The 26,245-nt window shown below is 24.4% G+C and carries 28 protein-coding genes; 17 read left to right on the forward strand and 11 right to left on the reverse strand.

The window, feature by feature from the left end; all coding sequences use genetic code 4:
* Positions 1 to 542: 542 nt before the first annotated feature.
* Positions 543 to 1,340 (reverse strand): IS3 family transposase, encoded by a 798-nt coding sequence (locus tag AACL02_RS07725; RefSeq protein ID WP_339040643.1) that lies wholly within the window; start codon positions 1,338 to 1,340, stop codon positions 543 to 545.
* A gap of 57 nt (positions 1,341 to 1,397) precedes the next feature.
* Between AACL02_RS07725 and AACL02_RS07730 the strand changes: the two genes are divergently transcribed.
* The 5 genes from AACL02_RS07730 to AACL02_RS07750 all read left to right on the forward strand — a co-directional run bounded on the left by AACL02_RS07730 (position 1,398) and on the right by AACL02_RS07750 (position 7,213).
* Positions 1,398 to 2,213, forward strand: coding sequence for an IS1595 family transposase (locus tag AACL02_RS07730; RefSeq protein ID WP_339043683.1), 816 nt, complete (start codon positions 1,398 to 1,400; stop codon positions 2,211 to 2,213).
* Between the two features lie 430 nt (positions 2,214 to 2,643).
* Positions 2,644 to 3,761 (forward strand): IS3 family transposase gene (locus AACL02_RS07735; RefSeq protein WP_339040645.1). Its coding sequence is split into 2 segments (ribosomal slippage): positions 2,644 to 2,887 and positions 2,887 to 3,761, totalling 1,119 coding nucleotides; the frame shifts between segments, so codons are not numbered across the junction.
* Between the two features lie 29 nt (positions 3,762 to 3,790).
* Complete coding sequence (locus tag AACL02_RS07740) at positions 3,791 to 4,156, forward strand: transposase (protein ID WP_339043684.1); 366 nt, start codon at positions 3,791 to 3,793, stop codon at positions 4,154 to 4,156.
* Positions 4,157 to 5,047: 891 nt separating this feature from the next.
* Entirely contained in the window at positions 5,048 to 5,251 is a 204-nt protein-coding gene (locus AACL02_RS07745; RefSeq protein WP_339040627.1) for a hypothetical protein, read from the forward strand.
* Between the two features lie 87 nt (positions 5,252 to 5,338).
* Positions 5,339 to 7,213 (forward strand): ankyrin repeat domain-containing protein, encoded by a 1,875-nt coding sequence (locus AACL02_RS07750; protein ID WP_339040647.1) that lies wholly within the window; start codon positions 5,339 to 5,341, stop codon positions 7,211 to 7,213.
* Here AACL02_RS07750 and AACL02_RS07755 read toward each other — a convergent pair.
* On the reverse strand, positions 7,151 to 7,312 hold the full coding sequence (locus AACL02_RS07755) for a hypothetical protein (RefSeq protein WP_339040639.1): 162 nt from the start codon (positions 7,310 to 7,312) through the stop codon (positions 7,151 to 7,153). The two genes, AACL02_RS07750 and AACL02_RS07755, sit on opposite strands and share 63 nt — an antisense overlap.
* Here AACL02_RS07755 and AACL02_RS07760 point away from each other — a divergent pair.
* Positions 7,258 to 8,079 carry an IS1595 family transposase gene (locus AACL02_RS07760; protein ID WP_339040649.1) on the forward strand — a complete coding sequence of 274 codons (822 nt, stop codon included), beginning with the start codon at positions 7,258 to 7,260 and terminating at the stop codon, positions 8,077 to 8,079. The genes AACL02_RS07755 and AACL02_RS07760 overlap by 55 nt on opposite strands.
* Positions 8,080 to 8,491: 412 nt before the next feature.
* Here the strand turns inward: AACL02_RS07760 and AACL02_RS07765 are convergent, their stop codons facing one another.
* On the reverse strand, positions 8,492 to 9,325 hold the full coding sequence (locus AACL02_RS07765; protein WP_339040651.1) for an IS3 family transposase: 834 nt from the start codon (positions 9,323 to 9,325) through the stop codon (positions 8,492 to 8,494).
* 24 nt (positions 9,326 to 9,349) lie between these two features.
* Between AACL02_RS07765 and AACL02_RS07770 the strand changes: the two genes are divergently transcribed.
* Positions 9,350 to 10,165 (forward strand): IS1595 family transposase, encoded by an 816-nt coding sequence (locus tag AACL02_RS07770; RefSeq protein WP_339043600.1) that lies wholly within the window; start codon positions 9,350 to 9,352, stop codon positions 10,163 to 10,165.
* A gap of 370 nt (positions 10,166 to 10,535) precedes the next feature.
* Here the strand turns inward: AACL02_RS07770 and AACL02_RS07775 are convergent.
* Both AACL02_RS07775 and AACL02_RS07780 read right to left on the reverse strand, forming a co-directional pair.
* Positions 10,536 to 11,653, reverse strand: a protein-coding gene (locus tag AACL02_RS07775) for an IS3 family transposase (protein WP_339040653.1) whose coding sequence is annotated in 2 segments (ribosomal slippage) — positions 10,536 to 11,410 and positions 11,410 to 11,653 — 1,119 coding nt in all. Because the reading frame shifts where the segments join, the coding sequence is not laid out codon by codon here.
* A gap of 151 nt (positions 11,654 to 11,804) precedes the next feature.
* A protein-coding gene (locus AACL02_RS07780; RefSeq protein WP_422397815.1) for an IS3 family transposase occupies positions 11,805 to 12,922 on the reverse strand; the annotation gives its coding sequence in 2 pieces (ribosomal slippage) (positions 11,805 to 12,652 and positions 12,652 to 12,922; 1,119 coding nt in all).
* Positions 12,923 to 13,128: 206 nt separating this feature from the next.
* On the opposite strand from AACL02_RS07780, the gene AACL02_RS07785 reads away from it, so the two are divergent.
* The 3 genes from AACL02_RS07785 (at position 13,129) to AACL02_RS07795 (ending at position 16,722) form a co-directional block, all read left to right on the forward strand.
* Positions 13,129 to 13,665, forward strand: coding sequence for an IS1595 family transposase (locus tag AACL02_RS07785; protein WP_339040655.1), 537 nt, complete (start codon positions 13,129 to 13,131; stop codon positions 13,663 to 13,665).
* A gap of 891 nt (positions 13,666 to 14,556) precedes the next feature.
* Positions 14,557 to 14,760 carry a hypothetical protein gene (locus AACL02_RS07790; protein WP_339040627.1) on the forward strand — a complete coding sequence of 68 codons (204 nt, stop codon included), beginning with the start codon at positions 14,557 to 14,559 and terminating at the stop codon, positions 14,758 to 14,760.
* Positions 14,761 to 14,847: 87 nt separating this feature from the next.
* Entirely contained in the window at positions 14,848 to 16,722 is a 1,875-nt protein-coding gene (locus AACL02_RS07795) for an ankyrin repeat domain-containing protein (protein WP_339040637.1), read from the forward strand.
* Here the strand turns inward: AACL02_RS07795 and AACL02_RS07800 are convergent.
* Positions 16,660 to 16,821 carry a hypothetical protein gene (locus tag AACL02_RS07800; RefSeq protein ID WP_339040639.1) on the reverse strand — a complete coding sequence of 54 codons (162 nt, stop codon included), beginning with the start codon at positions 16,819 to 16,821 and terminating at the stop codon, positions 16,660 to 16,662. The two genes, AACL02_RS07795 and AACL02_RS07800, sit on opposite strands and share 63 nt — an antisense overlap.
* Between AACL02_RS07800 and AACL02_RS07805 the strand changes: the two genes are divergently transcribed.
* Positions 16,767 to 17,447, forward strand: a complete 681-nt coding sequence (locus AACL02_RS07805; RefSeq protein WP_339040641.1) for an IS1595 family transposase — start codon at positions 16,767 to 16,769, stop codon at positions 17,445 to 17,447. The genes AACL02_RS07800 and AACL02_RS07805 overlap by 55 nt on opposite strands.
* A gap of 553 nt (positions 17,448 to 18,000) precedes the next feature.
* Here the strand turns inward: AACL02_RS07805 and AACL02_RS07810 are convergent.
* The gene (locus AACL02_RS07810) at positions 18,001 to 18,798 is read right to left on the reverse strand and encodes an IS3 family transposase (RefSeq protein WP_339040643.1); all 798 of its coding nucleotides are present in this window, start codon (positions 18,796 to 18,798) and stop codon (positions 18,001 to 18,003) included.
* Between the two features lie 51 nt (positions 18,799 to 18,849).
* Between AACL02_RS07810 and AACL02_RS07815 the strand changes: the two genes are divergently transcribed.
* The 3 genes from AACL02_RS07815 to AACL02_RS07825 all read left to right on the forward strand — a co-directional run bounded on the left by AACL02_RS07815 (position 18,850) and on the right by AACL02_RS07825 (position 21,219).
* Entirely contained in the window at positions 18,850 to 19,236 is a 387-nt protein-coding gene (locus AACL02_RS07815; RefSeq protein ID WP_339040657.1) for a hypothetical protein, read from the forward strand.
* Positions 19,237 to 19,671, forward strand: a complete 435-nt coding sequence (locus tag AACL02_RS07820; RefSeq protein ID WP_339040448.1) for an IS1595 family transposase — start codon at positions 19,237 to 19,239, stop codon at positions 19,669 to 19,671.
* 430 nt (positions 19,672 to 20,101) lie between these two features.
* Positions 20,102 to 21,219 (forward strand): IS3 family transposase gene (locus AACL02_RS07825; protein ID WP_339040659.1). Its coding sequence is split into 2 segments (ribosomal slippage): positions 20,102 to 20,345 and positions 20,345 to 21,219, totalling 1,119 coding nucleotides; the frame shifts between segments, so codons are not numbered across the junction.
* Positions 21,220 to 21,408: 189 nt separating this feature from the next.
* Here AACL02_RS07825 and AACL02_RS07830 read toward each other — a convergent pair.
* Positions 21,409 to 22,526, reverse strand: a protein-coding gene (locus AACL02_RS07830) for an IS3 family transposase (RefSeq protein ID WP_422397816.1) whose coding sequence is annotated in 2 segments (ribosomal slippage) — positions 21,409 to 22,256 and positions 22,256 to 22,526 — 1,119 coding nt in all. Because the reading frame shifts where the segments join, the coding sequence is not laid out codon by codon here.
* Positions 22,527 to 22,555: 29 nt separating this feature from the next.
* The gene (locus AACL02_RS07835) at positions 22,556 to 22,783 is read right to left on the reverse strand and encodes a hypothetical protein (RefSeq protein ID WP_339040663.1); all 228 of its coding nucleotides are present in this window, start codon (positions 22,781 to 22,783) and stop codon (positions 22,556 to 22,558) included.
* Here AACL02_RS07835 and AACL02_RS07840 point away from each other — a divergent pair.
* A complete protein-coding gene (locus tag AACL02_RS07840; protein ID WP_339040665.1) occupies positions 22,729 to 23,241 on the forward strand; it encodes a hypothetical protein in 513 nt (170 codons plus the stop codon). The two genes, AACL02_RS07835 and AACL02_RS07840, sit on opposite strands and share 55 nt — an antisense overlap.
* A gap of 53 nt (positions 23,242 to 23,294) precedes the next feature.
* Here the strand turns inward: AACL02_RS07840 and AACL02_RS07845 are convergent, their stop codons facing one another.
* The gene (locus AACL02_RS07845) at positions 23,295 to 23,987 is read right to left on the reverse strand and encodes an IS1595 family transposase (RefSeq protein ID WP_339043685.1); all 693 of its coding nucleotides are present in this window, start codon (positions 23,985 to 23,987) and stop codon (positions 23,295 to 23,297) included.
* Between the two features lie 147 nt (positions 23,988 to 24,134).
* Between AACL02_RS07845 and AACL02_RS07850 the strand changes: the two genes are divergently transcribed.
* Positions 24,135 to 24,296 carry a hypothetical protein gene (locus AACL02_RS07850; RefSeq protein WP_339040667.1) on the forward strand — a complete coding sequence of 54 codons (162 nt, stop codon included), beginning with the start codon at positions 24,135 to 24,137 and terminating at the stop codon, positions 24,294 to 24,296.
* Between the two features lie 186 nt (positions 24,297 to 24,482).
* Here the strand turns inward: AACL02_RS07850 and AACL02_RS07855 are convergent, their stop codons facing one another.
* Positions 24,483 to 24,605, reverse strand: coding sequence for a hypothetical protein (locus AACL02_RS07855; RefSeq protein WP_339040669.1), 123 nt, complete (start codon positions 24,603 to 24,605; stop codon positions 24,483 to 24,485).
* 553 nt (positions 24,606 to 25,158) lie between these two features.
* Between AACL02_RS07855 and AACL02_RS07860 the strand changes: the two genes are divergently transcribed.
* On the forward strand, positions 25,159 to 26,244 hold the full coding sequence (locus AACL02_RS07860) for a hypothetical protein (RefSeq protein ID WP_339040671.1): 1,086 nt from the start codon (positions 25,159 to 25,161) through the stop codon (positions 26,242 to 26,244).
* Position 26,245: the final 1 nt, after the last annotated feature.

The raw sequence follows: 26,245 nt of genomic DNA on the forward strand, positions 1-26,245 counted from the left end.
ACATATAAGAAGAACATTTAAAACACATATCAAAGTTGCAAAACATCATGTTCATTTATATGCTAAAGAAGCTGCATATAAATTCAACAAGATACCTAGTTTTGAAACTGTAATTCTATGTTTGATTTAAAAATGTGGGGAGAAGTCCGTAGATAGGCTTTTCTCAGCATTTATGTGATAAAATTAAAATAGTACATAAAGGGAGAAAAGCCTATAATAATTACTTCAAAACTGCACAATTGTGCAGTTTATTTAGCAATTTTGTTTTTTTTTAAAAATATTTAAAATAAATAAGTGTTAAAATATAAAAAAGTGTTATAATTAAATTGTTCTTATTTTTGTATAGAACAAAATAATTATAAAAAATGAATATAAAATTTAAATAAACATAAATTCAAAAATTCCAAATAACCCCTAAAACTTTAGTTTCTATTTTTAATATAGAAACTTTTTTTGTATAATTTAATTAAACTTAATATAAGTTTTTAACTCATTATTTTATTTTAAAATAAATGAGTTTGGAATGGCAATCCTTTTTAGGACTATTTTTTGGTAGACATTTGTTTTTGATAACTAACTGGAGTTAAGTAGTTTAAAGTGCCGTGAATTCTTATGTTGTTATATCAATTGATGTAATCAAATAATTCTAATTTTAATTGGATTAATGATGTAAAATTTTTATCATTAATAAATTCAATTTTGAAAGTTTTAAAAGTTGTTTCAGCAACAGCATTGTCATAAGGACATCCTTTTTTGCTTAAAGATCGAGTTATGTTGAAAGCTAATAAAAGTTTATCAATAGTTTTATTATTGAATTCATTACCGCGATCAGTATGAAATATTTCAATATCTTTTAAACAGTGATTTGATTGCATAAATGCTTGATATACTAATGATGCATCTTTTTTAGTACCTACACTATGTCCAATTATTTCGCGGTTAAATAGGTCGATTAATAGGCAAATATAGTTTCATTTACCATTAACTTGAACATAAGTTAAATCACTAACAATAACTTCATTTTTAATTCTATTATTAAAGTTTCTATTAACAAGATTGGTTATTTGACTATCATTGACTTTATTATGATAATTTTTGAATGATAATTTAGTGTATTTTGATATTAAATTATGCTTATTCATAATTTCTTTAATTTTTCTGCGTGATAAATAAATTTCTTGGTTTGCTAGTATGACTTTTAATCTTCTAGTACCATAAACTTCTTTATTTTCTTTAAAAGCACTAATAACAGCTTGTTCATAAATATTATTTTGAATTTTATTTTTTTTCTTTAAATTAAAATAATATGTTGATTTAGAGAGTTTTAAAAAATGACACATTGTGCGAATTTTATTTCGGACTTCTCCCCACATGTACTTGTGGAGGGAATAATGAAACTGAATGAATTCAAAAATGCTTTTCAAACTGAACAGCAATGTCTTGCATATATAGCAAATTTGAAAGAAAACAAATGTATTAGGTGTTTTAGTTTTAATTTGAATACTTCTGATTTAAAAAGAATGAGATGTTTAAAATGTAATCAAACATTTAGCATTCTCACAGGCACCATATTTTCAAGGTCACAAACATCTTTAACATCTTGGTTTTATCTTATCTTTAGATGAATAAACACCAAACATGGAATTCCATCAACAGATATTGCAAAAGAATTGGGAGTGACTTTGAAAACTGCTTGAAGAATGACTCATAAAATCAGAACACGTATTGCAAAACAAAAACCTCAATTTATTGTTGAAGGTACAGTGCAAATTGATGAAATGTATCTTTCACATATGGGTTTTAAAAAACAAGGAAGATCCTTGGTGAATAAAACCTTGATTGTTGGCATTTATCAAAAAACAACCAATAATTTAATTGTGAAAGTATTGAAAAACGCAAAGAGTAAAAATCTTTTGCAGTTTGCAAAAAACCACATTTCTTCAAAATGTCTTGTATATAATGATTCTTGAAAAGGATATTGCGATTTTAAATCAGTTTTCACTAAGCATGAAACAGTTAACCATCAAGATGGCTATGTTTCAAAAATTGGTGTAAATACCAACCAAATTGAATCAGTTTGAAAACATATAAGAAGAACATTTAAAACACATATCAAAGTTGCAAAACATCATGTTCATTTATATGCTAAAGAAGCTGCATATAAATTCAACAAGATACCTAGTTTTGAAACTGTAATTCTATGTTTGATTTAAAAATGTGGGGAGAAGTCCGTAGATAGGCTTTTCTCAGCATTTATGTGATAAAATTAAAATAGTACATAAAGGGAGAAAAGCCATAAAAACACTCAAACTTGAGTGTTTTTATAGTTTTTTTAAAAAGCGAATTTGCTTGCAAGTATTAAAGTTCAGTCACTACTAAAATAAGCATTTTTTTTAGTTCTTTAATATCAATTTCTTTTTTTTCAGTTTTTTTTGATGTTAATTAAATTTATGATTGATAATGGAATAGTCACAATACAAATCATCATAGCAATTGATGTATATATTGCTCATAACATAAATCATTTTTCAACTTTAATCATTTGTGATGTTTCTTTTATTGCTACAACATCATTTTTGGATGGGTTACACTTTATTGGACACTAATTACGTAGACAAGTGAACAAAGAAAGGAACTATAATTATGGCCAATATTAACTCATATACCGATGAATTTAAAAAACAAATAGTAGCTTTATATCAAAGTGGCAAATCAGTATCTTGCCTTGCTAAAGAATATAATGTTACAAGAGCAGCTACTTACAATTGAATTAAGCAATTTACTAATTCAGGTAGTTTTAAAACTAAAGATAATCGTTCTGTTGAAGAAAATGAATTAATTAAATTAAGAAAAGAATTAAAACAATTAAGAATGGAAAATGATATTTTAAAGCAAGCAGCACTAATAATAGGCAGAAAATAGAAATTATTGTCAAAAATAAAGTTAAATATAAAATTCGCACAATGTGTCATTTTTTAAAACTCTCTAAATCAACATATTATTTTAATTTAAAGAAAAAAAATAAAATTCAAAATAATATTTATGAACAAGCTGTTATTAGTGCTTTTAAAGAAAATAAAGAAGTTTATGGTACTAGAAGATTAAAAGTCATTCTAGAAAACCAAGAAATTTATTTATCAAGACGAAAAATTAAAGAAATTATGAATAAACATAATTTAATATCAAAATACACTAAATTATCATACAAAAATCATAATAACAAAGTTAACGATAGTCCAATAAACAATCTTGTTGATAGAAACTTTAATAATAGAGTTAAAAATGAAGTTATTGTTAGTGATTTAACTTATGTTCAAGTAAATGGTAAGTGAAACTATATTTGTTTATTAATTGACCTATTTAACCGCGAAATAATTGGACATAGTGTAGGTACTAAAAAAGATGCATCATTAGTATATCAAGCATTTATGCACTCAAATCGCTGTTTAAAAGATATTCAAATATTTCATAGTGATCGCGGTAATGAATTTAATAATAAAATTATTGATAAACTTTTACTAGCATTCAATATTAATCGCTCTTTAAGCAAAAAAGGTTGTCCTTATGATAACGCTGTTGCTGAAGCAACCTTTAAAACTTTCAAAACCGAATTTATTAATGATAAAAATTTTACATCATTAATCCAATTAAAATTAGAATTATTTGATTACATCAATTGATATAACAACATAAGAATTCACGGCACTTTAAACTACTTAACTCCAGTTAATTATCAAAAACAAATGTCTACCAAAAAATAGTCCTAAAAAAGGTTGCCATTCCAGTTGGCATTTATCAAAAAACAACCAATAATTTAATTGTGAAAGTATTGAAAAACGCAAAGAGTAAAAATCTTTTGCAGTTTGCAAAAAACCACATTTCTTCAAAATGTCTTGTATATACTGATTCTTGAAAAGGATATTGCGATTTTAAATCAGTTTTCACTAAGCATGAAACAGTTAACCATCAAGATGGCTATGTTTCAAAAATTGGTGTAAATACCAACCAAATTGAATCAGTTTGAAAACATATAAGAATAACATTTAAAACACATATCAAAGTTGCAAAACATCATGTTCATTTATATGCTAAAGAAGCTGCATATAAATTCAACAAGATACCTAGTTTTGAAACTGTAATTCTATGTTTGATTTAAAAATGTGGGGAGAAGTCCGTAGATAGGCTTTTCTCAGCATTTATGTGATAAAATTAAAATAGTACATAAAGGGAGAAAAGCCTTTTTTTATTTTAAATGTAGTTCTTCATCAATAATTTAATTAAATTCCATTGCAATGAATTAAAATTTACAAACGAAAACTAGCAACTTTCAAATTCCAAATATTTAATTTATAACTTTATTCATATATAATTATGAATAACTTTTGGTTAGTAAAGAATGGGGAAATTAATAATGTTTTGAAATTTGACTGACAAAATTAAAAATTATATTTTATCAACATTTTGTTTTAAGTTAATAATTTATTGTATAGGTTTATTGGGTAAATCATTAATATATTTTAAAGTAAAAGGAAATTTTTTAGGTATAGCAAAGTCATTAATAATGTTTGAAAGTTTTGTCAATTGAATTGATAATTTAATATCAAATTTTATATTTTTTTAATAAACTTAATTATTAAATTATTAGGAATAAATGAACTTATTAACTTTAATATTGAATTGATAAATTTTTCAATTATATGTTTTTTAATCATTATGTTTATTTTATTTTCAGTTAAATTTTTAAAATATATATTAAATCATAACCCAAATAACATTTCTGAAAATCTAAATATTGAATCAGAAAATAATCAAAATTTTGATTCATTTATTCGAAATACAGTAAATCATCAAGACCCACAACCTTCAACAAGTACAATATATCATTCAAATTCCATGTTATAGTTTATTTTATTTCAAATCACTATTTTTTTAAAAAATAGTGATTTTTTATTATTTATTACACATTTTTTGTTTTAAAAATATATAATTTTCTTTGATATTTTAAGTATAGAAAAAAATATTCAAAAATAATAAAAGGAGATGTAATATGTGAAAATCATGTAATGATTGAAGTCAAGCCGAAAAAGATGAATATAATAAAAGAGCTAGAGAAACAAACAAAGCTTGAGGAGAAAAAAACGAACGCGAAAGAAGAGAAAGAGTTGCTAATGCTCTTGGATTTGAAAAAGATAAATCAAAAGTAAACAGTGAAACTTCAATAAGTAAAACTCAAAGTTCTAGTAGTAAATAACAAAAAATGTAAAAAATAAGAGGTTGTAATTACAACATATTATAATTAATTTTATATAATAAAAATTAAAAAAGGGGAAAATAAATTATGTTAAATATAAATGACGAAGAAGTATTGTTTGATTCTAAATATATTCAAGTAAAAAAAACAATAAAAAATGGTTTTATTCATGTAGAAGAACCTTGATGTAACAACCAAGGAGTTGCTATTTTACCCTATGTTTTAAAAGACAATGAGTATTATTTTTTACAAATTCATAATGAAAAAAACCCAGCTCATGAAATATCTAAAATCAGTCAGTATAGTACAATTACTGGTGGACTTGAAACTATGGATTATTATACAACTGTTGTAAAAGAAATGTGAGAAGAGACAGGTATTGATATTAGTGGAAATAATGTAGTAATTGATAAATTTAATTGATCTTTTGCAAATAAATCAAGTAACAAAAAATGATTTTTGTATGCCATTGATTTGACTAATTTAAATTTAAATATCACCAAAACTTATTATGGAAAAGGTGGTGATGGTACTTATTTTGAAAAAGATATTCATGCTAAATTTATTAATAGCTTTACATTAGCAAGTGCTGGTGATACTTTATCTACTAGTATTTGAGGAAAATTAAATTTATTTAAAAAATACAAAGAAAAACAATACCAAAATTTCTTAAAAAAAATAGAAGATAAATTATTAACAATAAACAATTTAAATCAAAAAATAAATTTAAGATTACTATTTGATGAAAAATTTCTTAATAATGAATTATATGTAAAAAACACAAAAGAAACTAATAGTATTCCTACAGGATTTCCTTTACATTATGCAGTAGATAATGGTTATTTTGAAATAGCTAAATTATTACTTGAAAAAGGTGCAGATCCAAATATTAAAGATGTTGGAGGAACTCCTTTACAAATTGCTGTATCAAATTTTAATAACAATATTGAAATAGTAAAATTACTTCTTGAAAATGATGCTGATATTAATATACAAAATAAATATGGTAATAATACTATTTTAGATGTTCTTTTTAAGAACAATAAAATTGAAATTATTAAAGAAATATTAATAAAAAAAATTATTAATGATTATAATGAAAAAAAATATATTGATATACTTTTAATTTATTTTTCAAAATATAATGATATATTGTCATTTAAGTGATTAAATGAAAATTTTAAAATTGATTCTAATATTGAAGATAAAGAAACTTTTTGTTCACCTTTATATTATGCAGTAAACAATAATAATATTGAAATAGTAAAATTACTTCTTGAAAATGATGCTGATATTAATGAACAAGATATAAATGGATCTACACCTTTACATTGAGCTATAGAATGTAATAATATTGAAATAGTAAAATTACTTCTTGAAAATGATGCTGATATTAATGAACAAGATATAAATGGATCTACACCTTTACATTGAGCTATAGAATGTAATAATATTGAAATAGTAAAATTACTTCTTGAAAATGATGCTGATATTAATGAACAAGATATAAATGGATGTGCACCTTTACATTGAGCTATAGAATGTAATAATATTGAAATAGTAAAATTACTTCTTGAAAATGATGCTGATATTAATGCACAAGAGAAAAGTTTGGCTACTCCTTTACATCTTTCTATATATACAAATAATTTTGACATGATTAAATTATTACTTGAAAAAGGTGCAGATCTAAATATTAAAGATATTGGAGAGTTTACTACTTTAAATGTTTTATTAAAAAAATACAATATTAGTTCAGAAATAAGTCAATTATTATTCAAACAAGTGAATTTTAAGAAAAATATCAAAAGAAAGTTTTTAAAAAAAGAATTAACTAATTCAACAAAATCAAAATTACCTAAGTTAATATTTGAAAAAGAGGAGATAAATGCTATAAATTTACAAAATCAACCCTCAACAAGTAAAACTCAAAGTTCTAGTAGTAAATCACAAAAAATGTAAATATAATAACGGACTTCTCCCCACATGTACTTGTGGAGGGAATAATGAAACTGAATGAATTCAACAATGCTTTTCAAACTGAACAGCAATGTCTTGCATATATAGCAAATTTGAAAGAAAACAAATGTATTAGGTGTTTTAGTTTTAATTTGAATACTTCTGATTTAAAAAGAATGAGATGTTTAAAATGTAATCAAACATTTAGCATTCTCACAGGCACCATATTTTCAAGGTCACAAACATCTTTAACATCTTGGTTTTATCTTATCTTTAGATGAATAAACACCAAACATGGAATTCCATCAACAGATATTGCAAAAGAATTGGGAGTGACTTTGAAAACTGCTTGAAGAATGACTCATAAAATCAGAACACGTATTGCAAAACAAAAACCTCAATTTATTGTTGAAGGTACAGTGCAAATTGATGAAATGTATCTTTCACATATGGGTTTTAAAAAACAAGGAAGATCCTTGGTGAATAAAACCTTGATTGTTGGCATTTATCAAAAAACAACCAATAATTTAATTGTGAAAGTATTGAAAAACGCAAAGAGTAAAAATCTTTTGCAGTTTGCAAAAAACCACATTTCTTCAAAATGTCTTGTATATACTGATTCTTGAAAAGGATATTGCGATTTTAAATCAGTTTTCACTAAGCATGAAACAGTTAACGATCAAGATGGCTATGTTTCAAAAATTGGTGTAAATACCAACCAAATTGAATCAGTTTGAAAACATATAAGAAGAACATTTAAAACACATATCAAAGTTGCAAAACATCATGTTCATTTATATGCTAAAGAAGCTGCATATAAATTCAACAAGATACCTAGTTTTGAAACTGTAATTCTATGTTTGATTTAAAAATGTGGGGAGAAGTCCGTAGATAGGCTTTTCTCAGCATTTATGTGATAAAATTAAAATAGTACATAAAGGGAGAAAAGCCTATAATAATTACTTCAAAACTGCACAATTGTGCAGTTTATTTAGCAATTTTGTTTTTTTTTAAAAATATTTAAAATAAATAAGTGTTAAAATATAAAAAAGTGTTATAATTAAATTGTTCTTATTTTTGTATAGAACAAAATAATTATAAAAAATGAATATAAAATTTAAATAAACATAAATTCAAAAATTCCAAATAACCCCTAAAACTTTAGTTTCTATTTTTAATATAGAAACTTTTTTTGTATAATTTAATTAAACTTAATATAAGTTTTTAACTCATTATTTTATTTTAAAATAAATGAGTTTGGAATGGCAATCCTTTTTAGGACTATTTTTTGGTAGACATTTGTTTTTGATAACTAACTGGAGTTAGGTAGTTTAGAGTACTGTGAATTCTTATGTTGTTATATCAATTGATGTAATCAAATAATTCTAATTTTAATTGGATTAATGATGTAAAATTTTTATCATTAATAAATTCAATTTTGAAAGTTTTAAAAGTTGTTTCAGCAACAGCATTGTCATAAGGACATCCTTTTTTGCTTAAAGATCGAGTTATGTTGAAAGCTAATAAAAGTTTATCAATAGTTTTATTATTGAATTCATTACCGCGATCAGTATGAAATATTTCAATATCTTTTAAACAGTGATTTGATTGCATAAATGCTTGATATACTAATGATGCATCTTTTTTAGTACCTACACTATGTCCAATTATTTCGCGGTTAAATAGGTCGATTAATAGGCAAATATAGTTTCATTTACCATTAACTTGAACATAAGTTAAATCACTAACAATAACTTCATTTTTAATTCTATTATTAAAGTTTCTATTAACAAGATTGGTTATTTGACTATCATTGACTTTATTATGATAATTTTTGAATGATAATTTAGTGTATTTTGATATTAAATTATGTTTATTCATAATTTCTTTAATTTTTCGTCTTGATAAATAAATTTCTTGGTTTTCTAGAATGACTTTTAATCTTCTAGTACCATAAACTTCTTTATTTTCTTTAAAAGCACTAATAACAGCTTCATCATAAATATTATTTTTGATTTTATTTTCTTTTTTCTTTAAATTAAAATAATATGTTGATTTAGAGATTTTTAAAAAATGACACATTGTGCGAATTTTATATCGGACTTCTCCCCACATGTACTTGTGGAGGGAATAATGAAACTGAATGAATTCAAAAATGCTTTTCAAACTGAACAGCAATGTCTTGCATATATAGCAAATTTGAAAGAAAACAAATGTATTAGGTGTTTTAATTTTAATTTGAATACTTCTGATTTAAAAAGAATGAGATGTTTAAAATGTAATCAAACATTTAGCATTCTCACAGGCACCATATTTTCAAGGTCACAAACATCTTTAACATCTTGGTTTTATCTTATCTTTAGATGAATAAACACCAAACATGGAATTCCATCAACAGATATTGCAAAAGAATTGGGAGTGACTTTGAAAACTGCTTGAAGAATGACTCATAAAATCAGAACACGTATTGCAAAACAAAAACCTCAATTTATTGTTGAAGGTACAGTGCAAATTGATGAAATGTATCTTTCACATATGGGTTTTAAAAAACAAGGAAGATCCTTGGTGAATAAAACCTTGATTGTTGGCATTTATCAAAAAACAACCAATAATTTAATTGTGAAAGTATTGAAAAACGCAAAGAGTAAAAATCTTTTGCAGTTTGCAAAAAACCACATTTCTTCAAAATGTCTTGTATATACTGATTCTTGAAAAGGATATTGCGATTTTAAATCAGTTTTCACTAAGCATGAAACAGTTAACCATCAAGATGGCTATGTTTCAAAAATTGGTGTAAATACCAACCAAATTGAATCAGTTTGAAAACATATAAGAAGAACATTTAAAACACATATCAAAGTTGCAAAACATCATGTTCATTTATATGCTAAAGAAGCTGCATATAAATTCAACAAGATACCTAGTTTTGAAACTGTAATTCTATGTTTGATTTAAAAATGTGGGGAGAAGTCCGTTATTTTTTTCTTTTTTAATTTTTAATGAAAATATTTAAATTAAATAAGTGTTAAAATATAAAATAAAAGTGTTATAATTAAATTGTTCTTATTTTTTATAGAACAAATAATTTTAAAAAATGAATATAATTTAAACATAAACATAAATTCCAAATAACTCCTAAAAATTTTAGTTCCTATTTTTAATATAGGAATTTTTTTACGGACTTCTCCCCACATGTACTTGTGGAGGGAATAATGAAACTGAATGAATTAAACAATGCTTTTCAAACTGAACAGCAATGTCTTGCATATATAGCAAATTTGAAAGAAAACAAATGTATTAGGTGGAATGGCAACCCTTTTTAGGACTATTTTTTGGTAGACATTTGTTTTTGATAATTAACTGGAGTTAAGTAGTTTAAAGTGCTGTGAATTCTTATGTTGTTATATCAATTGATGTAATCAAATAATTCTAATTTTAATTGGATTAATGATGTAAAATTTTTATCATTAATAAATTCGGTTTTGAAAGTTTTAAAGGTTGCTTCAGCAACAGCGTTATCATAAGGACAACCTTTTTTGCTTAAAGAGCGATTAATATTGAATGCTAGTAAAAGTTTATCAATAATTTTATTATTAAATTCATTACCGCGATCACTATGAAATATTTGAATATCTTTTAAACAGCGATTTGAGTGCATAAATGCTTGATATACTAATGATGCATCTTTTTTAGTACCTACACTATGTCCAATTATTTCGCGGTTAAATAGGTCAATTAATAAACAAATATAGTTTCACTTACCATTTACTTGAACATAAGTTAAATCACTAACAATAACTTCATTTTTAACTCTATTATTAAAGTTTCTATCAACAAGATTGGTTATTTGACTATCATTGACTTTATTATGATTTTTGTATGATAATTTAGTGTATTTTGATATTAAATTATGTTTATTCATAATTTCTTTAATTTTTCGTCTTGATAAATAAATTTCTTGGTTTTCTAGAATGACTTTTAATCTTCTAGTACCATAAACTTCTTTATTTTCTTTAAAAGCACTAATAACAGCTTCATCATAAATATTATTTTTGATTTTATTTTCTTTTTTCTTTAAATTAAAATAATATGTTGATTTAGAGATTTTTAAAAAATGACACATTGTGCGAATTTTATATTTAACTTTATTTTTGACAATAATTTCTATTTTCTGCCTATTATTAGTGCTGCTTGCTTTAAAATATCATTTTCCATTCTTAATTGTTTTAATTCTTTTCTTAATTTAATTAATTCATTTTCTTCAACAGAACGATTATCTTTAGTTTTAAAACTACCTGAATTAGTAAATTGCTTAATTCAATTGTAAGTAGCTGCTCTTGTAACATTATATTCTTTAGCAAGGCAAGATACTGATTTGCCACTTTGATATAAAGCTACTATTTGTTTTTTAAATTCATCGGTATATGAGTTAATATTGGCCATAATTATAGTTCCTTTCTTTGTTCACTTGTCTATGTAATTAGTGTCCAATAAAGTGTAACCCATCCAAGGTGTTTTAGTTTTAATTTGAATACTTCTGATTTAAAAAGAATGAGATGTTTAAAATGTAATGGAATGGCAACCCTTTTTAGGACTATTTTTTGGTAGACATTTGTTTTTGATAATTAACTGGAGTTAAGTAGTTTAAAGTGCCGTGAATTCTTATGTTGTTATATCAATTGATGTAATCAAATAATTCTAATTTTAATTGGATTAATGATGTAAAATTTTTATCATTAATAAATTCGGTTTTGAAAGTTTTAAAGGTTGCTTCAGCAACAGCGTTATCATAAGGACAACCTTTTTTGCTTAAAGAGCGATTAATATTGAATGCTAGTAAAAGTTTATCAATAATTTTATTATTAAATTCATTACCGCGATCACTATGAAATATTTGAATATCTTTTAAACAGCGATTTGAGTGCATAAATGCTTGATATACTAATGATGCATCTTTTTTAGTACCTACACTATGTCCAATTATTTCGCGGTTAAATAGGTCAATTAATAAACAAATATAGTTTCACTTACCATTTACTTGAACATAAGTTAAATCACTAACAATAACTTCATTTTTAACTCTATTATTAAAGTTTCTATTAACAAGATTGGTTATTTGACTATCATTGACTTTATTATGATAATTTTTGAATGATAATTTAGTGTATTTTGATATTAAATTATGTTTATTCATAATTTCTTTAATTTTTCGTCTTGATAAATAAATTTCTTGGTTTTCTAGAATGACTTTTAATCTTCTAGTACCATAAACTTCTTTATTTTTTTTAAAAGCACTAATAACAGCTTGTTCATAAATATTATTTTGAATTTTATTTTTTTTCTTTAAATTAAAATAATATGTTGATTTAGAGAGTTTTAAAAAATGACACATTGTGCGAATTTTATATTTAGATTTATTATTTGCAATAATCTCTACTTTCTGCCTATTATTAGTGCTGCTTGCTTTAAAATATCATTTTCCATTCTTAATTGTTTTAATTCTTTTCTTAATTTAATTAATTCATTTTCTTCAACAGAACGATTATCTTTAGTTTTAAAACTACCTGAATTAGTAAATTGCTTAATTCAATTGTAAGTAGCTGCTCTTGTAACATTATATTCTTTAACAAGGCAAGATACTGATTTGCCACTTTGATATAAAGCTACTATTTGTTTTTTAAATTCATCGGTATATGAGTTAATATTGGCCATAATTATAGTTCCTTTCTTTGTTCACTTGTCTATGTAATTAGTGTCCAATAAAGTGTAACCCATCCAGTAATCAAACATTTAGCATTCTCACAGGCACCATATTTTCAAGGTCACAAACATCTTTAACATCTTGGTTTTATCTTATCTTTAGATGAATAAACACCAAACATGGAATTCCATCAACAGATATTGCAAAAGAATTGGGAGTGACTTTGAAAACTGCTTGAAGAATGACTCATAAAATCAGAACACGTATTGCAAAACAAAAACCTCAATTTATTGTTGAAGGTACAGTGCAAATTGATGAAATGTATCTTTCACATATGGGTTTTAAAAAACAAGGAAGATCCTTGGTGAATAAAACCTTGATTGTTGGCATTTATCAAAAAACAACCAATAATTTAATTGTGAAAGTATTGAAAAACGCAAAGAGTAAAAATCTTTTGCAGTTTGCAAAAAACCACATTTCTTCAAAATGTCTTGTATATACTGATTCTTGAAAAGTATATTGCGATTTTAAATCAGTTTTCACTAAGCATGAAACAGTTAACCATCAAGATGGCTATGTTTCAAAAATTGGTGTAAATACCAACCAAATTGAATCAGTTTGAAAACATATAAGAAGAACATTTAAAACACATATCAAATTTGCAAAACATCATGTTCATTTATATGCTAAAGAAGCTACATATAAATTCAACAAGATACCTAGTTTTGAAACTGTAATTCTATGTTTGATTTAAAAATGTGGGGAGAAGTCAGTAGATAGGCTTTTCTCAGAATTTATGTGATAAAATTAAAATAGTACATAAAGGGAGAAAAGCCTTTTTTTATTTTAAATGTAGTTCTTCATCAATAATTTAATTAAATTCCATTGCAATGAATTAAAATTTACAAACGAAAACTAGCAACTTTCAAATTCCAAATATTTAATTTATAACTTTATTCATATATAATTATGAATAACTTTTGGTTAGTAAAGAATGGGGAAATTAATAATGTTTTGAAATTTGACTGACAAAATTAAAAATTATATTTTATCAACATTTTGTTTTAAGTTAATAATTTATTGTATAGGTTTATTGGGTAAATCATTAATATATTTTAAAGTAAAAGGAAATTTTTTAGGTATAGCAAAGTCATTAATAATGTTTGAAAGTTTTGTCAATTGAATTGATAATTTAATATCAAATTTTATATTTTTTTAATAAACTTAATTATTAAATTATTAGGAATAAATGAACTTATTAACTTTAATATTGAATTGATAAATTTTTCAATTATATGTTTTTTAATCATTATGTTTATTTTATTTTCAGTTAAATTTTTAAAATATATATTAAATCATAACCCAAATAACATTTCTGAAAATCTAAATATTGAATCAGAAAATAATCAAAATTTTGATTCATTTATTCGAAATACAGTAAATCATCAAGACCCACAACCTTCAACAAGTACAATATATCATTCAAATTCCATGTTATAGTTTATTTTATTTCAAATCACTATTTTTTTAAAAAATAGTGATTTTTTATTATTTATTACACATTTTTTGTTTTAAAAATATATAATTTTCTTTGATATTTTAAGTATAGAAAAAAATATTCAAAAATAATAAAAGGAGATGTAATATGTGAAAATCATGTAATGATTGAAGTCAAGCCGAAAAAGATGAATATAATAAAAGAGCTAGAGAAACAAACAAAGCTTGAGGAGAAAAAAACGAACGCGAAAGAAGAGAAAGAGTTGCTAATGCTCTTGGATTTGAAAAAGATAAATCAAAAGTAAACAGTGAAACTTCAATAAGTAAAACTCAAAGTTCTAGTAGTAAATAACAAAAAATGTAAAAAATAAGAGGTTGTAATTACAACATATTATAATTAATTTTATATAATAAAAATTAAAAAAGGGGAAAATAAATTATGTTAAATATAAATGACGAAGAAGTATTGTTTGATTCTAAATATATTCAAGTAAAAAAAACAATAAAAAATGGTTTTATTCATGTAGAAGAACCTTGATGTAACAACCAAGGAGTTGCTATTTTACCCTATGTTTTAAAAGACAATGAGTATTATTTTTTACAAATTCATAATGAAAAAAACCCAGCTCATGAAATATCTAAAATCAGTCAGTATAGTACAATTACTGGTGGACTTGAAACTATGGATTATTATACAACTGTTGTAAAAGAAATGTGAGAAGAGACAGGTATTGATATTAGTGTAAATAATGTAGTAATTGATAAATTTAATTGATCTTTTGCAAATAAATCAAGTAACAAAAAATGATTTTTGTATGCCATTGATTTGACTAATTTAAATTTAAATATCACCAAAACTTATTATGGAAAAGGTGGTGATGGTACTTATTTTGAAAAAGATATTCATGCTAAATTTATTAATAGCTTTACATTAGCAAGTGCTGGTGATACTTTATCTACTAGTATTTGAGGAAAATTAAATTTATTTAAAAAATACAAAGAAAAACAATACCAAAATTTCTTAAAAAAAATAGAAGATAAATTATTAACAATAAACAATTTAAATCAAAAAATAAATTTAAGATTACTATTTGATGAAAAATTTCTTAATAATGAATTATATGTAAAAAACACAAAAGAAACTACTAGTATTCCTACAGGATTTCCTTTACATTATGCAGTAGATAATGGTTATTTTGAAATAGCTAAATTATTACTTGAAAAAGGTGCAGATCCAAATATTAAAGATGTTGGAGGAACTCCTTTACAAATTGCTGTATCAAATTTTAATAACAATATTGAAATAGTAAAATTACTTCTTGAAAATGATGCTGATATTAATATACAAAATAAATATGGTAATAATACTATTTTAGATGTTCTTTTTAAGAACAATAAAATTGAAATTATTAAAGAAATATTAATAAAAAAAATTATTAATGATTATAATGAAAAAAAATATATTGATATACTTTTAATTTATTTTTCAAAATATAATGATATATTGTCATTTAAGTGATTAAATGAAAATTTTAAAATTGATTCTAATATTGAAGATAAAGAAACTTTTTGTTCACCTTTATATTATGCAGTAAACAATAATAATATTGAAATAGTAAAATTACTTCTTGAAAATGATGCTGATATTAATGAACAAGATATAAATGGATCTACACCTTTACATTGAGCTATAGAATGTAATAATATTGAAATAGTAAAATTACTTCTTGAAAATGATGCTGATATTAATGAACAAGATATAAATGGATCTACACCTTTACATTGAGCTATAGAATGTAATAATATTGAAATAGTAAAATTACTTCTTGAAAATGATGCTGATATTAATGAACAAGATATAAATGGATGTGCACCTTTACATTGAGCTATAGAATGTAATAATATTGAAATAGTAAAATTACTTCTTGAAAATGATGCTGATATTAATGCACAAGAGAAAAGTTTGGCTACTCCTTTACATCTTTCTATATATACAAATAATTTTGACATGATTAAATTATTACTTGAAAAAGGTGCAGATCTAAATATTAAAGATATTGGAGAGTTTACTACTTTAAATGTTTTATTAAAAAAATACAATATTAGTTCAGAAATAAGTCAATTATTATTCAAACAAGTGAATTTTAAGAAAAATATCAAAAGAAAGTTTTTAAAAAAAGAATTAACTAATTCAACAAAATCAAAATTACCTAAGTTAATATTTGAAAAAGAGGAGATAAATGCTATAAATTTACAAAATCAACCCTCAACAAGTAAAACTCAAAGTTCTAGTAGTAAATCACAAAAAATGTAAATATAATAACGGACTTCTCCCCACATGTACTTGTGGAGGGAATAATGAAACTGAATGAATTCAACAATGCTTTTCAAACTGAACAGCAATGTCTTGCATATATAGCAAATTTGAAAGAAAACAAATGTATTAGGTGTTTTAATTTTAATTTGAATACTTCTGATTTAAAAAGAATGAGATGTTTAAAATGTAATCAAACATTTAGCATTCTCACAGGCACCATATTTTCAAGGTCACAAACATCTTTAACATCTTGGTTTTATCTTATCTTTAGATGAATAAACACCAAACATGGAATTCCATCAACAGATATTGCAAAAGAATTGGGAGTGACTTTGAAAACTGCTTGAAGAATGACTCATAAAATCAGAACACGTATTGCAAAACAAAAACCTCAATTTATTGTTGAAGGTACAGTGCAAATTGATGAAATGTATCTTTCACATATGGGTTTTAAAAAACAAGGAAGATCCTTGGTGAATAAAACCTTGATTGTTGGCATTTATCAAAAAACAACCAATAATTTAATTGTGAAAGTATTGAAAAACGCAAAGAGTAAAAATCTTTTGCAGTTTGCAAAAAACCACATTTCTTCAAAATGTCTTGTATATACTGATTCTTGAAAAGGATATTGCGATTTTAAATCAGTTTTCACTAAGCATGAAACAGTTAACCATCAAGATGGCTATGTTTCAAAAATTGGTGTAAATACCAACCAAATTTAATCAGTTTGAAAACATATAAGAAGAACATTTAAAACACATATCAAAGTTGCAAAACATCATGTTCATTTATATGCTAAAGAAGCTGCATATAAATTCAACAAGATACCTAGTTTTGAAACTGTAATTCTATGTTTGATTTAAAAATGTGGGGAGAAGTCCGTAGATAGGCTTTTCTCAGCATTTATGTGATAAAATTAAAATAGTACATAAAGGGAGAAAAGCCTATAATAATTACTTCAAAACTGCACAATTGTGCAGTTTATTTAGCAATTGTGTTTTTTTTTAAAAATATTTAAAATAAATAATTGTTAAAATATAAAAAAGTGTTATAATTAAATTGTTCTTATTTTTGTATAGAACAAAATAATTATAAAAAATGAATATAAAATTTAAATAAACATAAATTCAAAAATTCCAAATAACCCCTAAAACTTTAGTTTCTATTTTTAATATAGAAACTTTTTTTGTATAATTTAATTAAACTTAATATAAGTTTTTAACTCATTATTTTATTTTAAAATAAATGAGTTTGGAATGGCAATCCTTTTTAGGACTATTTTTTGGTAGACATTTGTTTTTGATAACTAACTGGAGTTAAGTAGTTTAAAGTGCCGTGAATTCTTATGTTGTTATATCAATTGATGTAATCAAATAATTCTAATTTTAATTGGATTAATGATGTAAAATTTTTATCATTAATAAATTCAATTTTGAAAGTTTTAAAAGTTGTTTCAGCAACAGCATTGTCATAAGGACATCCTTTTTTGCTTAAAGATCGAGTTATGTTGAAAGCTAATAAAAGTTTATCAATAGTTTTATTATTGAATTCATTACCGCGATCAGTATGAAATATTTCAATATCTTTTAAACAGTGATTTGATTGCATAAATGCTTGATATACTAATGATGCATCTTTTTTAGTACCTACACTATGTCCAATTATTTCGCGGTTAAATAGGTCGATTAATAGGCAAATATAGTTTCATTTACCATTAACTTGAACATAAGTTAAATCACTAACAATAACTTCATTTTTAATTCTATTATTAAAGTTTCTATTAACAAGATTGGTTATTTGACTATCATTGACTTTATTATGATAATTTTTGAATGATAATTTAGTGTATTTTGATATTAAATTATGCTTATTCATAATTTCTTTAATTTTTCTGCGTGATAAATAAATTTCTTGGTTTGCTAGTATGACTTTTAATCTTCTAGTACCATAAACTTCTTTATTTTCTTTAAAAGCACTAATAACAGCTTGTTCATAAATATTATTTTGAATTTTATTTTTTTTCTTTAAATTAAAATAATATGTTGATTTAGAGAGTTTTAAAAAATGACACATTGTGCGAATTTTATTTCGGACTTCTCCCCACATGTACTTGTGGAGGGAATAATGAAACTGAATGAATTCAAAAATGCTTTTCAAACTGAACAGCAATGTCTTGCATATATAGCAAATTTGAAAGAAAACAAATGTATTAGGTGTTTTAGTTTTAATTTGAATACTTCTGATTTAAAAAGAATGAGATGTTTAAAATGTAATCAAACATTTAGCATTCTCACAGGCACCATATTTTCAAGGTCACAAACATCTTTAACATCTTGGTTTTATCTTATCTTTAGATGAATAAACACCAAACATGGAATTCCATCAACAGATATTGCAAAAGAATTGGGAGTGACTTTGAAAACTGCTTGAAGAATGACTCATAAAATCAGAACACGTATTGCAAAACAAAAACCTCAATTTATTGTTGAAGGTACAGTGCAAATTGATTAAATGTATCTTTCACATATGGGTTTTAAAAAACAAGGAAGATCATTGGTGAATAAAACCTTGATTGTTGGCATTTATCAAAAAACAACCAATAATTTAATTGTGAAAGTATTGAAAAACGCAAAGAGTAAAAATCTTTTGCAGTTTGCAAAAAACCACATTTCTTCAAAATGTCTTGTATATACTGATTCTTGAAAAGGATATTGCGATTTTAAATCAGTTTTCACTAAGCATGAAACAGTTAACCATCAAGATGGCTATGTTTCAAAAATTGGTGTAAATACCAACCAAATTGAATCAGTTTGAAAACATATAAGAAGAACATTTAAAACACATATCAAAGTTGCAAAACATCATGTTCATTTATATGCTAAAGAAGCTGCATATAAATTCAACAAGATACCTAGTTTTGAAACTGTAATTCTATGTTTGATTTAAAAATGTGGGGAGAAGTCCGTAGATAGGCTTTTCTCAGCATTTATGTGATAAAATTAAAATAGTACATAAAGGGAGAAAAGCCATAAAAACACTCAAACTTGAGTGTTTTTATAGTTTTTTTAAAAAGCGAATTTGCTTGCAAGTATTAAAGTTCAGTCACTACTAAAATAAGCATTTTTTTTAGTTCTTTAATATCAATTTCTTTTTTTTCAGTTTTTTTTGATGTTAATTAAATTTATGATTGATAATGGAATAGTCACAATACAAATCATCATAGCAATTGATGTATATATTGCTCATAACATAAATCATTTTTCAACTTTAATCATTTGTGATGTTTCTTTTATTGCTACAACATCATTTTTGGATGGGTTACACTTTATTGGACACTAATTACGTAGACAAGTGAACAAAGAAAGGAACTATAATTATGGCCAATATTAACTCATATACCGATGAATTTAAAAAACAAATAGTAGCTTTATATCAAAGTGGCAAATCAGTATCTTGCCTTGTTAAAGAATATAATGTTACAAGAGCAGCTACTTACAATTGAATTAAGCAATTTACTAATTCAGGTAGTTTTAAAACTAAAGATAATCGTTCTGTTGAAGAAAATGAATTAATTAAATTAAGAAAAGAATTAAAACAATTAAGAATGGAAAATGATATTTTAAAGCAAGCAGCACTAATAATAGGCAGAAAGTAGAGATTATTGCAAATAATAAATCTAAATATAAAATTCGCACAATGTGTCATTTTTTAAAACTCTCTAAATCAACATATTATTTTAATTTAAAGAAAAAAAATAAAATTCAAAATAATATTTATGAACAAGCTGTTATTAGTGCTTTTAAAAAAAATAAAGAAGTTTATGGTACTAGAAGATTAAAAGTCATTCTAGAAAACCAAGAAATTTATTTATCAAGACGAAAAATTAAAGAAATTATGAATAAACATAATTTAATATCAAAATACACTAAATTATCATACAAAAATCATAATAACAAAGTTAACGATAGTCCAATAAACAATCTTGTTGATAGAAACTTTAATAATAGAGTTAAAAATGAAGTTATTGTTAGTGATTTAACTTATGTTCAAGTAAATGGTAAGTGAAACTATATTTGTTTATTAATTGACCTATTTAACCGCGAAATAATTGGACATAGTGTAGGTACTAAAAAAGATGCATCATTAGTATATCAAGCATTTATGCACTCAAATCGCTGTTTAAAAGATATTCAAATATTTCATAGTGATCGCGGTAATGAATTTAATAATAAAATTATTGATAAACTTTTACTAGCATTCAATATTAATCGCTCTTTAAGCAAAAAAGGTTGTCCTTATGATAACGCTGTTGCTGAAGCAACCTTTAAAACTTTCAAAACCGAATTTATTAATGATAAAAATTTTACATCATTAATCCAATTAAAATTAGAATTATTTGATTACATCAATTGATATAACAACATAAGAATTCACGGCACTTTAAACTACTTAACTCCAGTTAATTATCAAAAACAAATGTCTACCAAAAAATAGTCCTAAAAAAGGTTGCCATTCCAATTTTCACTATCTGTTGAAATAATAGAAACTGTCTCTGAATTTTCTATATGACTTTTTGATGGGTTATCATTAATTATTACATCTGTTAATTGATTATTAGTATCATTTTTTACTGAATTTAAATGTTAAGCCACAATGTCTTTGGAATGGCAACCTTTTTTAGGACTATTTTTTGGTAGACATTTGTTTTTGATAATTAACTGGAGTTAAGTAGTTTAAAGTGCTGTGAATTCTTATGTTGTTATATCAATTGATGTAATCAAATAATTCTAATTTTAATTGGATTAATGATGTAAAATTTTTATCATTAATAAATTCGGTTTTGAAAGTTTTAAAGGTTGCTTCAGCAACAGCGTTATCATAAGGACAACCTTTTTTGCTTAAAGAGCGATTAATATTGAATGCTAGTAAAAGTTTATCAATAATTTTATTATTAAATTCATTACCGCGATCACTATGAAATATTTGAATATCTTTTAAACAGCGATTTGAGTGCATAAATGCTTGATATACTAATGATGCATCTTTTTTAGTACCTACACTATGTCCAATTATTTCGCGGTTAAATAGGTCAATTAATAAACAAATATAGTTTCACTTACCATTTACTTGAACATAAGTTAAATCACTAACAATAACTTCATTTTTAACTCTATTATTAAAGTTTCTATCAACAAGATTGTTTATTGGACTATCGTTAACTTTGTTATTATGATTTTTGTATGATAATTTAGTGTATTTTGATATTAAATTATGTTTATTCATAATTTCTTTAATTTTTCGTCTTGATAAATAAATTTCTTGGTTTTCTAGAATGACTTTTAATCTTCTAGTACCATAAACTTCTTTATTTTTTTTAAAAGCACTAATAACAGCTTGTTCATAAATATTATTTTGAATTTTATTTTTTTTCTTTAAATTAAAATAATATGTTGATTTAGAGAGTTTTAAAAAATGACACATTGTGCGAATTTTATATTTAGATTTATTATTTGCAATAATCTCTACTTTCTGCCTATTATTAGTGCTGCTTGCTTTAAAATATCATTTTCCATTCTTAATTGTTTTAATTCTTTTCTTAATTTAATTAATTCATTTTCTTCAACAGAACGATTATCTTTAGTTTTAAAACTACCTGAATTAGTAAATTGCTTAATTCAATTGTAAGTAGCTGCTCTTGTAACATTATATTCTTTAACAAGGCAAGATACTGATTTGCCACTTTGATATAAAGCTACTATTTGTTTTTTAAATTCATCGGTATATGAGTTAATATTGGCCATAATTATAGTTCCTTTCTTTGTTCACTTGTCTATGTAATTAGTGTCCAATAAAGTGTAACCCATCCACTTTCTTTTTTTCTTCCTTTTTTATTTTTAAATGTAGAATTTGATTTGTTTAAAATATCTTTAATGTCTTGCTGTGCTGTTATTTTTTGAAATATTTCTGACGGACTTCTCCCCACATGTACTTGTGGAGGGAATAATGAAACTGAATGAATTCAACAATGCTTTTCAAACTGAACAGCAATGTCTTGCATATATAGCAAATTTGAAAGAAAACAAATGTATTAGGTGTTTTAATTTTAATTTGAATACTTCTGATTTAAAAAGAATGAGATGTTTAAAATGTAATCAAACATTTAGCATTCTCACAGGCACCATATTTTCAAGGTCACAAACATCTTTAACATCTTGGTTTTATCTTATCTTTAGATGAATAAACACCAAACATGGAATTCCATCAACAGATATTGCAAAAGAATTGGGAGTGACTTTGAAAACTGCTTGAAGAATGACTCATAAAATCAGAACACGTATTGCAAAACAAAAACCTCAATTTATTGTTGAAGGTACAGTGCAAATTGATGAAATGTATCTTTCACATATGGGTTTTAAAAAACAAGGAAGATCCTTGGTGAATAAAACCTTGATTGTTGGCATTTATCAAAAAACAACCAATAATTTAAGGCTTTTCTCCCTTTATGTACTATTTTAATTTTATCACATAAATGCTGAGAAAAGCCTATCTACGGACTTCTCCCCACATTTTTAAATCAAACATAGAATTACAGTTTCAAAACTAGGTATCTTGTTGAATTTATATGCAGCTTCTTTAGCATATAAATGAACATGATGTTTTGCAACTTTGATATGTGTTTTAAATGTTCTTCTTATATGTTTTCAAACTGATTCAATTTGGTTGGTATTTACACCAATTTTTGAAACATAGCCATCTTGATGGTTAACTGTTTCATGCTTAGTGAAAACTGATTTAAAATCGCAATATCCTTTTCAAGAATCAGTATATACAAGACATTTTGAAGAAATGTGGTTTTTTGCAAACTGCAAAAGATTTTTACTCTTTGCGTTTTTCAATACTTTCACAATTAAATTATTGGTTGTTTTTTGATAAATGCCAACAATCAAGGTTTTATTCACCAAGGATCTTCCTTGTTTTTTAAAACCCATATGTGAAAGATACATTTCATCAATTTGCACTGTACCTTCAACAATAAATTGAGGTTTTTGTTTTGCAATACGTGTTCTGATTTTATGAGTCATTCTTCAAGCAGTTTTCAAAGTCACTCCCAATTCTTTTGCAATATCTGTTGATGGAATTCCATGTTTGGTGTTTATTCATCTAAAGATAAGATAAAACCAAGATGTTAAAGATGTTTGTGACCTTGAAAATATGGTGCCTGTGAGAATGCTAAATGTTTGATTACATTTTAAACATTTCATTCTTTTTAAATCAGAAGTATTCAAATTAAAACTAAAACACCTAATACATTTGTTTTCTTTCAAATTTGCTATATATGCAAGACATTGCTGTTCAGTTTGAAAAGCATTGTTGAATTCATTCAGTTTCATTATTCCCTCCACAAGTACATGTGGGGAGAAGTCCGTAATTTAATTGTGAAAGTATTGAAAAACGCAAAGAGTAAAAATCTTTTGCAGTTTGCAAAAAACCACATTTCTTCAAAATGTCTTGTATATACTGATTCTTGAAAAGGATATTGCGATTTTAAATCAGTTTTCACTAAGCATTAAACAGTTAACCATCAAGATGGCTATGTTTCAAAAATTGGTGTAAATACCAACCAAATTGAATCAGTTTGAAAACATATAAGAAGAACATTTAAAACACATATCAAAGTTGCAAAACATCATGTTCATTTATATGCTAAAGAAGCTGCATATAAATTCAACAAGATACCTAGTTTTGAAACTGTAATTCTATGTTTGATTTAAAAATGTGGGGAGAAGTCCGTAGATAGGCTTTTCTCAGCATTTATGTGATAAAATTAAAATATTACATAAAGGGAGAAAAGCCATTTCTGATTTATTTTTGTCTGCCATTTTAATGCCTCCTTTTAACAAAAAATCCATTTACTTTCCTATAAAAGTAATTGGTTAAAATTTATATATACTATATAACGGTTGTATATTATAAAATTTTATGTATTTTACAATTAATTAAGTTTTTATTAAAAATAAATTTAAAGTATGTAAAATTTATATAAATAAGTTAAAGTTAATAGTAAATGATTTATTTTTTTGTTTTTTAAAATCATTGAAAAATTAGAGTTTCAAATGAATGATCTAGCAAAAGATATAAATAAGAACGTAAATGGGACTAAAAATAAAATTAAAATTCCTCATCATTACATTTTAGAAATAACAAAAGAAAATAACTTTGAAAATAATAACAAACCAAATATTACTATTAATAAAATTAATTGTCATAAATCCTTTTTATTTATATTCTTTATTATTTTTTTAATAAACTGTTTAATTAATTTGCAATAAATTGATTGTTTGATATTAAACTAAGATTTCTTGTATAATTATAAATAAGTATTATTAGTAGGTGGTTTTTATGTTTCGACGTTTTCTATTATTCACTATAATTTTGCCAACAATAACTACTATTAGTAGTAGTATTTATGCTTGTACTTGAAATTTACAACCAACAGTTTTATTAATAACAAGTTATCAACAACCACAAAATCAAAACATTTATGACCGACTTGTTTATCAAAAGTTACAAACTTTTTATGGTAAAGATCATGTAGTAACATTGTTTAGTTCTCAAGATGATAATTATTATGCATTAATGTTGAGAAACTTTTTATCTACATATAATATCAAAAAAGTTTATATTTTAAATCCTAGTTTTCAAAAGTATATTCCACATCATAGTGAAACTAGTAGTTATTATACTAAAAACTTAATTAGAGTATTACAACAATTTCAGAATGTTAAATTTTATTTTTTTAATAATATTATTGCTGATACGGTTAAAGTCACTAATAATATTTATGATATTAGATATAATATTGATAACGTAACTAGTAGCCATTTAAATTATGGCAGTAAAATTGCTGAACATTTTGTTGAAAATGTTCAGGATGGAATAATAAATAAAAAATATAACTTTGATGTTGATGACAACGGTAAATTGATAGTTAGAATTGGTATTATTAATAATATTGGCATTCATTATGATCAAACTATTTTGAATCAATTTGCTGAGATAATTAATGGTATTGATAATCCAAAAATTACATATAAAATTATTTATGCTAATCCTCATGATAGTTTTGTAACAAGTAATATTTATAGTGCTGATAGTGTTGCCGGTGTTGGTCAGATTGCCCAATCATTATATGAGACACATGGTGTTAATTTTATTATTAATACTAATTATTGATATAACAGTATTATTGCCTATACTGCTAGGTTAATATCTTCACGTCCAACCTATAGTAAAACTATTAGTTTTGTTGGATCGAATATTATTAATAATAATGACTATGTTTATGATAATATTAATTATTTAGCTTTTGGTTTTATGCCTGATTTGGAAATTATTGATGAAACATTTAAAGAAGAGATTAATCCTAATTTTAAAATTATACCTAGTGCTTCAGAAAGTAAAATACAAACTTATGGTGTTAATAACATTGATTTTACTAATCAGTATGGAGATATATAAT

This window comes from Spiroplasma endosymbiont of Apeira syringaria (genome assembly GCF_964020205.1).
Classification (GTDB): domain Bacteria; phylum Bacillota_I; class Bacilli_A; order Mycoplasmatales; family VBWQ01; genus Spiroplasma_E; species Spiroplasma_E ixodetis_A.